The following is a 13405-nucleotide window of genomic DNA, read 5'->3' as shown; positions in this document are numbered from 1 at the left end:
CCTAGTTGTTGTCTCTAGTTGTTCAACCGCTTTTGGAATTCGGCTATCAGCTTGTACTCTTCCAGCAGGTTGTAATAAACACGCTCGTATATATAGAAAAGCTCCAAATAGACACTAGATCGTTCTAAATCAGGCTCATGGCGATGCGAAATATGAATCATTTTTTTCACATCTTGCAAATGATCCATCGCTCCCAATGCATGCATCGCTAGAAGAGCGGCACCAAAGCTCGAGCTTTCATGACTCTCCGGAATCAGCACTTCATACCCGAACATATCGGACATTATCTGCCGCCATTCCCGCGAGCGGGCGAAACCACCCGATGCTCGGATTTCCTTGGCTCCACCTGCCAGATCGCGCAGGGCGATACCAATGCTGTAGACGCTAAACAAGATTCCTTCGAGAACAGCTCGGATAAAATGCTCGCGCTTATGATGCAGGCCGATACCGAAGAAGGAGCCTCTTGCTTGTGCGTTCCAGTACGGAGCTCGTTCGCCCGACAAAAAGGGGAGAAAGAGCAACCCGTCTGCACCAGCTCGAACATGCTCAGCAGCTTGGATCATGACATCGTAGGGATCAACGCCGAGCTGTTTCGCTTTTTCCACTTCAGGCCAACTGAATTCGTCACGGAACCAGCGAAGCATGATCCCACCGTTGTTCGAGGGTCCACCTATCACCCAATGGTTTTCCGTCAGCACGTAGCAGAAAGTCCGTCCTTTTGGATCCGTGATCGGCTCTGGAACAACCGTTCTTACTGCGCCACTCGTGCCAATCGTGATGGCTACTTGTCCGGGGTCAATAGCTCCAATGCCGAGGTTTGCCAAAACCCCATCGCTCGCACCGACAACGAAAGGTGTATCTGGATCGATCCCGATCTCTTCCGCATAACGGATCTTCATTCCTCGCAGGATATGAGTAGTTGGTACAGGTTCACTGAGATGTTGCTTGGAAATGCCTGCGACTCGCAGTGCCTCCTCATCCCAGTCGAGCTTTCTCAGATTAAACAGCCCCGTAGCAGAAGCAATGGAGTAATCGACGATGTACTCACCAAAAAGCCGATAAATGACATACTCTTTGATCGAAATAAACTTGGCTGCCCGCCGAAACGTATCTGGCAAGTTCTCTCGTAGCCACATGATTTTGGGCAGTGGAGACATGGGATGGATGGGCGTGCCCGTCGCTAAGTAAATCTGATGACCGACACCGTCGGCTTTTAGTCGATCTGCCTGTGCCACGCTCCGATTATCAGCCCAGATAATGCTATTCGTCAGGGGATTGCCACTCGGATCGACAGCGATCAAACTGTGCATGGCAGTAGAGAAGCCAATACCACCGATCTCGCTTTTAGCAATGCCTGCATGCTCCAGTGCTTGCTTCAATGCCTGAATGACAGCAGCAAAAATCGTCTCCGGCTCTTGCTCAGCCCAAGACGGCTGGGGAACGAGTAGCTGATAATCGATATTACCCGTACCGCGGATGGCACCGGAAGGAGTGAAAACAATTGCTTTGGTACTGGTCGTACCGATATCAAGCCCGATAAAGTAGGTTTGCGTCATAGAAATCACCCCTAATTGAATACGCTTTCAACATGTTGTCATGGAGATAACGCGATTATATCGAAATTTTTTTCATTTGTTAAGCATAAAGAAAAAAATTATTTCATAATTGAACACTTTACACGTTGCTTGTATGATTTGCATTTTCCTTCTGCAAGTTGCAAGAGTAGGCAAGCAAAAGAAAAAACGCCTGATTTACAGGCGTTTGAGTGAAATAGCTTCGCGAATGTGCTGGATATTGGCGATCGTATCATCCTGGCGCCGTAAGGATACGGCTACATAAAGCAGATCAATTAAGCTGAGCTGAGCAAGCCTGGACGATAGGGCTTCTGTACGAAATACCGTTTCGCGTGAAGTCGTGTACAAGCACATGTCTGCCAGGCGCACAAGAGGAGATTTTCCATAGCTCGTGATGCCGATTGTTTTTGCTCCGGCTTCCTTGGCAACCTGAAGGGCTGCCAAAATATCTTTATTGGACCCAGAATGGGAAATGCCTACAACGACAGCACCTTTGGTAAGCAGCGAGGCGGACATCACTTGATAGTGTGCATCAGAATGATAGAGACAAGGAATGCCTGTCCTCATAAATTTGTGGTACGCATCCTGCGCGATGACGGCTGAGCCTCCCGAGCCATAAAACTCGATCCGGCTTGCGTTTTCCAAACAGGAGACGATTTTCATTAACTCATCTTTATTGATAATTTGCTGCGTATCCCGAATCGTCTCGATATTTGCTGTGAAAATTTTTTCAGCAATCGCACTGACTTCATCGTCGTCGAGGTTGATTTCTTGGTGAATCGTTTGCTTCGGATTCGTGACTTCACTCGCCAAGGCGATTTTGAATGCTTGGTAGCCACGAAATCCAAGCCTGCGACACAGACGAAATACGGTAGCATCTGCACACTGGCATTGATCGGCTAGCTCCGTGATCGAGAAGTGAATAATTTCACTGGCATGCTCCAAAATATAGTCGGCGATCTGTTGTTCTTTCCCGCTTAATTGTGTATAGATGGCGCGTAATTGCGTGAGCACACGAGGAGCATGCGGGGTGGAAGCGTTCATCAATAGGTACCTCCTAACGTTCCATTGTGAATCTGTACTGATAGTATAAGGAAAATCAGACTCCTTTTCATAGGTTCGAAAAAATTTTCTTCATTTTTGATGAAAGATGAAAATTTTTGTCTTATAATACGTGGTAACGGATATGATCCAAAAAGGAGTGACGTACACGATATGAAACTTGCGATCCTCGGATTAGGAAAAATGGGGTACAATCTCACGCTTAATTTGCTCTCGCATCAGCATGAGGTTGTAGCCTATGATGTAGATTCTACGCGTGCAGAAGAATTGAGTCATGAAGGCGCGATTCCAGCATTTTCGGTGGAGGATGCCGTGGCAAAGCTGCCGACACCTCGCGTAGTATGGCTGATGGTTCCGGCAGGAGAGATTGTGGATCAATTAGTCGATCAGCTCTCTACCTTGCTATCTGCAGGAGATATCGTCATTGACGGTGGCAACTCCCATTACAAGCAATCGCTAGATCGCTATGCACGCTTGAAAGAGAAAGGTATTCACTTCATGGATGCAGGAACGAGCGGAGGTATGGAGGGAGCGCGCCACGGAGCATGCATGATGATTGGTGGAGATCGGGAAGCATTCACTCATATCGAGCCAATGATTCGCGACATTAACGTCGAAAACGGATATTTGTATGCTGGGGAAGCGGGCAGCGGCCACTTCTTGAAAATGATTCATAACGGAATCGAATACGGCATGATGCAGGCGATTGGTGAAGGCTTTGAGGTGCTTGCGAAAAGCCAGTATAACTTCGATTTTGCCGAGGTCGCACGCGTATGGGCAAATGGTTCCGTCATTCGAGGCTGGCTGATGGACTTGACAGAGCGAGCTTTTCGAAAAGACGCCAAGCTTGATGAAATCCGTGGGGTCATGCATTCTTCCGGGGAAGGAAAATGGACGCTGGAAACTGCGCTGGATTTACAGGCAGCTACACCCGTGATTGCGATGTCCTTGCTGATGCGTTACCGTTCGTTGGACGAGGATACATTCCACGGAAAAGTGGTCGCAGCCTTGCGCAATGAATTTGGCGGACATGCTGTAGAAAAGAAATAAGAAAGGGGATGACCGTAATGGTGCTTCGGTGGTTGAAGCTCCGGGGTCATCCTTTTTTTGTATATGGAAGAAGAAGGAATTTTCATTTGGAAAGCAAAGTATGAGTGTATCACCCAGAAGTTTGTCAGGTCGAAAAATGCTTGATTATTCTGTAGCTTCTAGAACGATGGGAGGATGGAAAGATGAGCGTTGAAGAGGTTGTTTTATTCAAAAATGAGAAAGGAATCGTGACCCTGACGCTAAACAGACCAGAGGCATTGAATGCTTTGAACAGAGATGTGCTTAATCAGCTCTCGACCATCTTGGACCGGATCAAAAACGATACCAGTGTGAAAGCGGTCATCCTTACAGGGACGGGAGAAAAAGCATTTTCGGCCGGAGCCGACATCTCGTACCTGCATCAGGCGACACCGATGGAAGTAAGGGAGTTTGCTCAGTTGGCCGTTTCGGTGACCAGTCAAATCGAATCGTTGGGAAAAGTAGTCGTTGCTGCGATTAACGGCTATGCGCTAGGCGGGGGCCTTGAAATCGCTGAATCGTGCACGCTGCGTATTGCGGTTCAACATGCCAAAATGGGCCATCCAGAGGTACGAATTGGAGCAGTGGCGGGCTTTGGTGGAACAACCAGACTTCCTAGGCTAATAGGAAAAGGTCGTGCCGCGGAGTTGCTTCTTACAGGAGCAGCGATAGATGCGGATGAAGCACACCGCATAGGACTGGTAAATCGGGTCGTTTCGCGTGAGCGGCTACTGACAGAAACAGAGGAGCTTCTCCAAGAAATTTTGTCTCAGTCTCCGCTGGCAGTGAAACTAACGTGGGATGCGATACATCGAGGAAGTAACCTGACAGTAGAGGAGTCCGCACTTCTGGGCGCAGATTACTTCGGACTCGTGGCATCCACCGAAGACTTTCGGGAAGGAACCAAAGCATTCTTAGACAAGACACCACCGCGTTTTTCAGGAAGATAATCACACGAGCTCCAGTACTTCACATAATTCAACCAACCGCCTAACCCCGAACATCTGATGGCGATTGCGATCATGAATGCTTTTGATCGCATCTGCCGTCACTTTTTTGGCCTGCTCCATACTTTGATTTTCGACGGCTTGTACGATTTCTTTCATGTTCGTTAAAAAATACACGGTATTGCGCAAGGTGCGGATAAGCAAAATCTTCCGTATATCCGTGGGAGTGAATTGGCGGTAGCCATTCTCAGGATCTCGTGGCAGTACGAGCAAGCCTTCTTTTTCCCAATGGCGAATCGCAGACGTGGTGACTCCTGTGTATGCAGCGACTTCACCAATCGTCATGCGGTTTCGCCACTTTTTGTTTATGGGCAAGGAGACGTCGAGATTTTCCAAAAGTTCGAGTGTTTGGTCTGCGGCGACCTTCTCTTGTTGGAGATTGGCCTGTTCTTTATTCACGAGCCAAAAGGCAGCATCCATATCCGCTTTTTGAATCGATCGAAGGACTTCACAGGTGATAGCGACTCCGAAGCCGGGGAACATGGCGCGCAGGCAACGAAAATAGGCAAGATGGATCTCAGTATACAGTCGATAACCATTGTCTGCACGATCAGGAGCAGGAACGACTCCCCATGATTCATAATGACGCAAAGCACTCGTGCTAATATGTAGCTCGCGAGCGATCTCAATCGGCTTGTAATAAGGCATCTGACGCACCTCCCGCTGGTTTGTTATCGCGGATTTCACCATACCAAGAACAGCAATTCGAAGCAAATGTTCCGACCATTTTTGGAAGGTCGTAATACTTATACCCTGTTCAGCACGGGATGGAAAGGTGAAAATTGTCAATAGATATTCATTCTTCATTTCCAGAGGTGAGACAACGTATGGCCATTGTTCAGCTACGATCAGAGAACCCGGATTTTTCGTACATGATCAAGAAAAATCCGAATTCCGGAATGAGTTTACGATCCATTCGAAAAGGCATCGCTTACGGATGGTTTTCCAATACGGATACATACAACGTTTACTTTAAAGATGCAGAAAATGAGGTTTCCTACAAACAATCCGAACAAGAGCATTTTGAATATTTGAATGTCTCCCGCTACAATACACCCTTGTTCCCGTTAAATGCGATCAATGAATTTTTTTCTGCAGCGATGAAGCAACACAACGAGCAAGATGCAGAAGGGTATGAGCATGTTTTTTTCATCAACATGATTCACATCGAACGCTTGCTGTATCTGACTTTTTTTGAGAAGCACCTGAAGGACTTCACCTTTGAACTCAAGCATCACGCCGATAAAAGCTACGCTCTGACTATCACAACGAGAACGAGTCTGCATCAGCTTCTCCACGTCGTAAGTGTGCTCTGTCTATTCTTGAGTATGTTTGGAAAAGAGTACATCGATATATCCGATAACATCCTGGATAAATACATCAAAAGCATCCATGTCATCGACGCACCTTTTTACATACGTAGCCTGTTCGCACGCAACTTCCTGACAACCAGAGAGCGCTATCGCAAGTACAAGACCGAGATTGAGAAGACGAGCCGCTATCCCATTCAATTGGAGTATGGCAGCACCGGTTTGCAGAGAAGAAACTACATCGCGAGTAAGCTTCCTTTTACCAAATCCATTGTAGATATCGGTTGCGGAGAAGGCTTTTATGCGATCCCGTTCGCTACCAAGCTACCGCAGTATTACTATGCCATCGATATCGATGAACAGTCGCTGGAATTAGTCAGACGCAGGGCCGAGGAAAAAGAAATCTCGAATCTCATTTTGTTCCCCTCGCTCGATCAGTTTTTACAGGATTACAACGGTGAACAGGTAGATGTCATTATGACTGAGGTCATTGAGCATATGAGCAAAGAGGAAGCGAGAGCTCTCATCCAGCAAATCTGCAGACGATTGGATTTTGACCATCTTATCATTACAACACCCAATTCAGATTTTAATCAGTTCTATGAGCTGGAAGGCTATCGCCACGACGATCATAAATGGGAAATGGGACAAGAAGAGTTCCAGGCATGGATGACCGAGATCATGGAAGAAGCCGGGGTGCAGGGGCAATTTGTGTCCATTGGTGACGGCGTGAACGACATCCACACCACACAAGGCGTCATTGTCCAGAGAAAGGGGGCGTAACGATGCTGTTACAGACACAGGTTCACACGATTTTTATGCTTGTCGGTCCCACCGAATGCGGGAAAACGACTTTTGCCAAGGAAGTACTCATGCCGAGGCTTTCGTTTGAAGATGAACAAAAAAACGTAAAAGCAAATGTCCAATACATTTCCTCAGACAGCATTCGCCAGGAACTGCTGGGCTATGATTACGACAAGTATGATCAGGTGATGCTGGAGGCCAGCGAGCAGGCGTTTCAGCTCCTGTATGAAAAGCTGCGCTTGGTGACCTCGTTTCCGATCAACGCCGAATTCGTGGTTGTCGATACAACAGGTCTAGCAGAAGACTTCCGCTCGAAAGTCCGTGACATTGCAGCAGAGAACAATTACCGCTTGGAGGTGATCCTCTTTGATTATCGCAATCGAGAAGATTACTATGCATCCGAACGGTCGAAAAAACTGATTACCAACCATATTCTCCGGTTGAAGCAAGAGGTTCTCCGGGCATTATCCAAAGAAGGGTACCACAACATTCACCGGATACGGCACAAAGATTTTTACACACTGGCAGATGAGGTGGCAAATCCGCGTTATGAGGTCGTGATCGAAAATAAGGATGCCTATCTGGCTACGATCCTTCCCAAAGATCAAACATATATCATCATCGGAGACATTCACGAATGCGTCCACGAACTAAAAGGTCTCCTGCAAACCTACGGATTCAAGCTCGAGGACAATCGCCTCATCTCGACGGACAAGGTGCAGCATACCAAAATCATCGTAGCAGGGGACTGGATCGACAAAGGAGCGCAAACGAGGGAGATCATCGAGTTTCTATACACGAACCAAGAGCATTTCTTGTTCGTTCTCGGGAACCACGAAAATTTTGTCTACAAGTACCTACGAAAGGAACTAAAAGGGGTAGATCCACAGCTACTGGATACTTATTTTGATTCCACACACGTTTTGGAAAAAGACGCCGAATTAACAGAGAAGTTCAATCACCTGTATACGCTGGCTCAGCCGTTTTATCGATCGAACGCATTAACTGGGCCGTCCTATTACGTCACACATGCACCCTGCAGAAGGAAATATATCGGAAAGCTTGATGCGAATTCGATGCGACGCCAACGCAATTATCGGATAGACCGAACAGCATCATTGGAAGAGCAGCTCGCTTTTTTGACAGTTGAAGCGGTCAGTAACCATCCGTACCATATTTTTGGGCATATCGCGGCACAAAAAACCTTTCGCCTGAAAAACAAGCTCCATCTCGATACCGGATGTGTGCACGGAAATGCTTTAACGTCAGTCGTGATCGCACACAAGCCGTTTTTCAAATCGTTTCAGTCTGAGCATCGGGTGATGACTGAGGAGCTACCGATCTTGTTCCATGCAGAAAAACAAGTTTCCATGGGAGACTTGGAAGAGGAGGAACTCCGTCGCCTCCGTTACTGCTCGCAAAATAAGGTCAATTTTATTTCTGGAACGATGCCTCCGGCGGATAAGGATACGGCGACACAGGAATTGGAGTCGTTGAAGGCGGGGCTGGATTATTTCGCGAATCGAGGCGTTCATCAAGTCGTGTTGCAGCCGAAATACATGGGCTCGCGCTGCAATCTCTATCTCCATCTTGATCGCGACAAATGCTTTGCAATCAGCAGAAACGGTTATGCCATCCATCAGGTTGATTTGACACCGATTTATGACAAGCTGCATGCAAGGTTCCGCGCATACATGGAGCAAAATGAAATCGCGATGCTCATCCTGGATGGCGAATTGTTGCCGTGGAGTTCAATAGGGAAGGGCTTGATCGAAAAGCAGTTCAAACCGATCGAATCTGCGTTGCGGAGTGAATTTGCATTTTTGCAGGAAAATGGCTTTGAAGAGGCGCTGCACCAACTTATTCACAATTATGACGAGAGCGGTTTTGAAAAAGACCAGTTCCACCTATCCAAGAGTGCACTCACGGAAAAATTTGGTTCGAGCTTGTATCAAAACTATAAGTATGTGCGAGAAATCAAAGAGAGCTACATTCCTGTAGATAAGCATTTGGAGGCCTATCACATTTACCAAAAACAGTTGGAGCTCTATGCAGGAGAAGGGGAGCTGGCCTACAAGCCTTTTACGATTCTAAAGACTGTCTATTTGAATGGGGACGAGCAATTGCCCGACTGGAAAACGTCCGATATGTATCGTTTCGTCAATGACGATCATTTCCTCACGATCGATTTGTCCGAGCCGAATGCGTATGAAGAAGCAGCTCGTTATTTTTCCACGATTACACTGGAAAACAAAATGGAAGGCATCGTGATCAAGCCAGAGTTCAACAATCAGAAGGTCGTTCCTGCCATGAAGGTACGCAATCCAGAGTACTTGTCGATTATTTATGGCTACGACTACCGATTCCCACACAAGTACCGCAAGCTTTTCAATCAGAAAAACATTTCGCAAAAGCTCAAGACTTCGATGCAGGAGCACAAGCTGGGTGAGCGGATGCTTGGTTTTACATTTGACGACATTTCTCCAGAAAATACGGAGTATCAAAAAGTAGTCGCAACGATGCTCTTTGAAGTGGCGAAGGAAAAGGAGATCGATCCGCGATTGTAAATGAAAAACGAGAAGCTGCTGTCTGAGCAAGCTTCTCGTTTTTGGTTTGCAGAACTATTTGTTGGAGGATGGAGCAGCATCCCAGGCTTCAATATTATCGACGCCTTCAATACTGTCCTTGTAGAACACAGGATTTTTTCCTGCTTTTTTCTGTTCTAAATAATCATGTAGTGCAGCATAGGCGACTTTTGACAACATGGCGATCGCAATCAGGTTGACAATGACCATTAAGCCCATGAACAAATCGGCCAAATCCCATACGAGCTGTACCTTTGCTACTGATCCGAACAGCACCATGGCGAGTACACTTAACCGATATAGCATCAGCCATGCTTTGCTTGTCTTTAAAAACTCGATGTTAGTCTCGCCGTAATAGTAGTTACCGATCAATGTACTGAAGGCGAACAGGAATACCATAATGGCAAGGAAGCCAGAAGCCCAAGAACCGATATGAATGCTCAGTGCTGCTTGGGACAGCTCAATGCCACTCAGTCCTTGTTGTGTGTACGCGCCGGACAGCAAAATGATGAAAGCTGTGCTTGTACAGATCACGAGGGTATCGAATAGAACACCGAATGCTTGAATCAGACCTTGCTTCACTGGATGGCTTGTCGTTGCCGTTGCCGCAGCATTCGGCGCACTACCCATACCAGCTTCGTTCGAGAACAATCCTCGCTTGATACCGTGCATGAGCGCTGCACCGAGAGAACCGCCTGCGATTTGTTCGAAGCCGAACGCGTTTTTCACAATCAACGCGATCATTGCAGGCATCTCGGAGATGTTCATGATCACAATGAAGAGTGCCATCCCGATGTACAATACAGCCAATACAATGACGATGTACTCAGACATTTTCGCAATGCGTTTTACACCACCGAAAATGATAGCTGCGAATGCGATCGTCATGAGGATACCTATTATCAAACGATCTGTCCCAAACGAATTTTCAAAAGCAATCGTGATCGTGTTGGATTGCACGGCATTAAATACGAGACCAAACGATAGGGTGATCAGGACAGCAAACAGGGCACCCATCCAACGTTTGTTCAGCCCTTTTTCCATGTAATAAGCCGGACCGCCACGAAAACCGTTCTTATCCTTTATTTTATAAATCTGAGCGAGCGTACTCTCAACAAAACTGGAAGCAGAACCGATAATGGCAATGACCCACATCCAGAATACGGCGCCAGGACCACCTAATGCAATGGCAATGGCAATTCCCGTAATGTTCCCTGTGCCGACACGTGCGGCCATACTAATAGCGAAAGCTTGAAAAGGGGAGATGCCACCATCGTCTTTCGCTCTTCCTTCTTTGATGGAACGGATCATTTCCGGCAACATGCGTACTTGCAAAAATTTGCCCCGGAAGGTAAAGAACAAGCCTAACGCGATTAGCATGACAATGATAATATAGGACCACAAAAAATCGTTTATGGAAGCTGTTACGTCGAGTAGAAATTGTTGCATCGTGTCACCTCGGATTTTGTTATGAATGTTTCCTTAGTATTCTCTAAAAAATCGTTACATCCCATTCCTGAGCAATATGTTTTAATAAAGAAACGCCCGCCACACTGTTTCCGCAACCGTCAATGGAAGGTCCAAAAATACCGATTCCACAGCCATCTTGAAACGGTGAATGTTGTTTGCGGTTAGGAGGAACCAACGTCATGATTCCGCCTGAGACGCCACTTTTTGCTGGCAAGCCAACATTCGCGGCGAATTTGCCCGATGCATCGTACATGCCGCAAGTGAGCATCAGTGCTTTGGCTAAACGGACGACATCTTTCGGGAGAACTTGTTCGTTGCGCAGCGGATGGAAGCCGTCGAGTGCCAACAGGAGACCGATCAAGGCGATTTGCTCGGTGGTTACTTCAATCGAGCATTGCGTTAGATAAACCTCCAAAGCCTCTTCTACTTCGCAGGCCAGATAGCCCGTATCCTTTAAATAATGGGCGAGTGCCCTGTTTCTGTGAGAGTTTTCCCATTCGGAAAGAAACACTTCCTCGTTCACCATTGGCGTCACACCTGTGATTTTACTGAAAAATGCATTCAAGTAACGCAACTTATGATCCGGTGTTTGACCAGGGAGGAGTGAAGATGTCGTAATCGCTCCCGCATTGATCATCGGATTAAAAGGCTTACCTGGCTTGTTCATTTCCAGTCGGATAATGGAGTTGAATGCATCACCAGTCGGTTCTACATCTACCCGATCCAACACGTAAGGGATGCCATGGTAGCAGCAAACAGCAATAAAGCTGATTACTTTGGAAATACTTTGCATCGTAAAAGGAGCTTCCCAGTCACCCGCGGTGTGCATTTTTCCAGTAGGCTCGATGATACAAATACCTAACTGATTCGGATCTGTTCTGTACAAAGCAGGGATATAACTGGCACATCTTCCTTCAGATGCCTTGGAACGATATTGTTCCACCCATTGTTCTAATTCATCCACGAGTAAAACCTGCTGAATCAACGCCTGTCCCCCCAAAAATCGAATACATTGCTCTTACGCGAAGTGAAAGAGAAAGCGCTTCCATGCTTCACGAAAATACATATAATGATCACTTTACAACCACCCTACAAAATAAAACAAAAACTCACAGATTGATTCATGAGAGTTTCAGATTTTTTTTTACTTGTCCTACATGCGATCCTCGGTAAAAATAGATAGGGGCATCAAGAAACAACGTGGGAAGTGAAAGGCGTGCGTGTTCAGACACAAGTAAAACGGGATTGGTATATATTGGTCCTCATGCTTATTACGGTGCCATTGGCAGGGGAGTTGAAATTTTATCCCGTCAATGAGACATTTCGAATTAGCTTTGGAGCTCCTACCTTTTTCTTCTTTTTATTACTGTTTCAACGAATTCCATCTGTTTTCGCCGGCTTTTTGACGGGGATTACGGTCGTATGCTTCCGGATTGTGATTGACCTCATCGCCGGGAATCATTCAGCATGGGAGGATTCTCTCCAAGCGCATTATTCTAGCTTTTTCTTTTATTTCGCTTATTGTGTTCTGTTTTATCTAACAGGAGTACGCCATATTCACAACAGGACGATATTGGTTGGATTAATGGGAATGGTCATTGAGGTATTGGCTGACCTCATTGAGTTTCTCTCGCAACATGTCCTGCTGAATAACGTCCTCACATGGGGAGCGGTGCAAGAAATGCTCGTGATTGCGCTGTCCCACAGCTTTATCGTGATTAGTTTTCTCAACATGATGAAGCTGTACGAGGCACAGTCGCGAGAGCAACAGACCAGAAAACAGAACGAACACATCCTGATGCTGATTTCTACCTTATATGAGGAATCCATTCATCTGAAAAAAACACTGCAAAATGCAGAGAGTATTAGTATGAAGTCTTTCGAGTTGTACCAAGGCTTGCAGGAGCTTCATAAGGAACAGGTGGCCACGAATGTAGAAGGCTTTGCCAAGAAAGCATTGGTTGTCGCAGGCGAGGTTCACGAGATTAAAAAGGATAATCAACGCATTTTCGCTGGGCTGCACAAGCTGATATCGGATGAAAGCATCACGGATTACATGGACATCCATCAGCTCGTGGACATTATCAGACGAAGCAATATGAAGTATGCAACTTTGTTGGAGAAGGACATACAAATCACAGCTTCCATATCGGGGACACACCCGCTCTACCATGTATTTATGATGCTTTCCCTGATCAATAATCTGGTGGCAAATGCAGTGGAAGCCATCCAGCAAACAGGAGCCATTTCCATTGAAATTGATCGGATAGGCGATCTTGTGGAAATCAAAATCAACGATGACGGACCGGGAGTACCTCCACGGAGAAAGGGCTTGCTGTTCAAGCCAGGCTTTACGACGAAATACGATCGAACCGGCAACCCCTCTACAGGGATCGGACTGTCTTATGTACAACAATTGGTGGAACAATGGCAAGGGGAAATCTCCCTACAGGATGGAGTGAATGGGAAGGGGACAACATTTCTCATGCGATTACCAATTGATCCGATAACGAAGAAAGAGTGAG

General features: G+C 46.5%; 10 protein-coding genes. 5 read left to right on the top strand and 5 right to left on the bottom strand.

The features are described 5' to 3' along the window. Positions 1-14 precede the first annotated feature (14 nt). Positions 15-1556, bottom strand: coding sequence for a gluconokinase (gene gntK / locus HP570_RS11470; RefSeq protein ID WP_041749414.1), 1542 nt, complete (start codon positions 1554-1556; stop codon positions 15-17). Between the two features lie 195 nt (positions 1557-1751). Beyond that, complete coding sequence (locus HP570_RS11465; protein ID WP_173625847.1) at positions 1752-2618, bottom strand: MurR/RpiR family transcriptional regulator; 867 nt, start codon at positions 2616-2618, stop codon at positions 1752-1754. A 171-nt stretch (positions 2619-2789) separates the two neighbouring features. On the opposite strand from HP570_RS11465, the gene gnd reads away from it, so the two are divergent. Then, entirely contained in the window at positions 2790-3686 is an 897-nt protein-coding gene (gene gnd, locus HP570_RS11460) for a phosphogluconate dehydrogenase (NAD(+)-dependent, decarboxylating) (protein ID WP_064199572.1), read from the top strand. 182 nt (positions 3687-3868) lie between these two features. Then, positions 3869-4654 carry an enoyl-CoA hydratase/isomerase family protein gene (locus tag HP570_RS11455; protein WP_173625846.1) on the top strand — a complete coding sequence of 262 codons (786 nt, stop codon included), beginning with the start codon at positions 3869-3871 and terminating at the stop codon, positions 4652-4654. On the opposite strand, the gene HP570_RS11450 is transcribed toward HP570_RS11455, so the two are convergent. Continuing rightward, positions 4655-5359, bottom strand: a complete 705-nt coding sequence (locus tag HP570_RS11450; RefSeq protein ID WP_173625845.1) for a MerR family transcriptional regulator — start codon at positions 5357-5359, stop codon at positions 4655-4657. Between the two features lie 179 nt (positions 5360-5538). On the opposite strand from HP570_RS11450, the gene HP570_RS11445 reads away from it, so the two are divergent. After that, entirely contained in the window at positions 5539-6804 is a 1266-nt protein-coding gene (locus HP570_RS11445) for a class I SAM-dependent methyltransferase (protein WP_173625844.1), read from the top strand. Positions 6805-6806: 2 nt separating this feature from the next. Beyond that, positions 6807-9392: a metallophosphoesterase gene (locus tag HP570_RS11440; RefSeq protein WP_173625843.1), complete on the top strand. Its 2586-nt coding sequence runs from the start codon at positions 6807-6809 to the stop codon at positions 9390-9392. A gap of 54 nt (positions 9393-9446) precedes the next feature. On the opposite strand, the gene HP570_RS11435 is transcribed toward HP570_RS11440, so the two are convergent. Both HP570_RS11435 and HP570_RS11430 read right to left on the bottom strand, forming a co-directional pair. Continuing rightward, complete coding sequence (locus tag HP570_RS11435; protein ID WP_064199568.1) at positions 9447-10859, bottom strand: alanine/glycine:cation symporter family protein; 1413 nt, start codon at positions 10857-10859, stop codon at positions 9447-9449. 43 nt (positions 10860-10902) lie between these two features. Further along, positions 10903-11880 (bottom strand): glutaminase, encoded by a 978-nt coding sequence (locus tag HP570_RS11430; protein ID WP_015891036.1) that lies wholly within the window; start codon positions 11878-11880, stop codon positions 10903-10905. Positions 11881-12144: 264 nt separating this feature from the next. Here HP570_RS11430 and HP570_RS11425 point away from each other — a divergent pair, with 264 nt between their 5' ends. Next, the gene (locus tag HP570_RS11425; protein ID WP_173626142.1) at positions 12145-13404 is read left to right on the top strand and encodes an ATP-binding protein; all 1260 of its coding nucleotides are present in this window, start codon (positions 12145-12147) and stop codon (positions 13402-13404) included. Position 13405 lies beyond the last annotated feature (1 nt).

Source organism: Brevibacillus sp. RS1.1, assembly GCF_013284365.1.
In the GTDB taxonomy this organism is placed as follows: Bacteria; Bacillota; Bacilli; order Brevibacillales; family Brevibacillaceae; genus Brevibacillus; species Brevibacillus brevis_D.
This window is presented reverse-complemented; position numbering and strand designations above follow the sequence as displayed.

Bases quoted from the DNA above. Each gene is read 5' to 3' on its own strand.
- gntK (WP_041749414.1), bottom strand. From the start codon at position 1,556: ATGACGCAAACCTACTTTATCGGGCTTGATATCGGTACGACCAGTACC.
- HP570_RS11465 (WP_173625847.1), bottom strand. From the start codon at position 2,618: ATGAACGCTTCCACCCCGCATGCTCCTCGTGTGCTCACGCAATTACGC.
- gnd (WP_064199572.1), top strand. From the start codon at position 2,790: ATGAAACTTGCGATCCTCGGATTAGGAAAAATGGGGTACAATCTCACG.
- HP570_RS11455 (WP_173625846.1), top strand. From the start codon at position 3,869: ATGAGCGTTGAAGAGGTTGTTTTATTCAAAAATGAGAAAGGAATCGTG.
- HP570_RS11450 (WP_173625845.1), bottom strand. From the start codon at position 5,359: ATGCCTTATTACAAGCCGATTGAGATCGCTCGCGAGCTACATATTAGC.
- HP570_RS11445 (WP_173625844.1), top strand. From the start codon at position 5,539: ATGGCCATTGTTCAGCTACGATCAGAGAACCCGGATTTTTCGTACATG.
- HP570_RS11440 (WP_173625843.1), top strand. From the start codon at position 6,807: ATGCTGTTACAGACACAGGTTCACACGATTTTTATGCTTGTCGGTCCC.
- HP570_RS11435 (WP_064199568.1), bottom strand. From the start codon at position 10,859: ATGCAACAATTTCTACTCGACGTAACAGCTTCCATAAACGATTTTTTG.
- HP570_RS11425 (WP_173626142.1), top strand. From the start codon at position 12,145: ATGCTTATTACGGTGCCATTGGCAGGGGAGTTGAAATTTTATCCCGTC.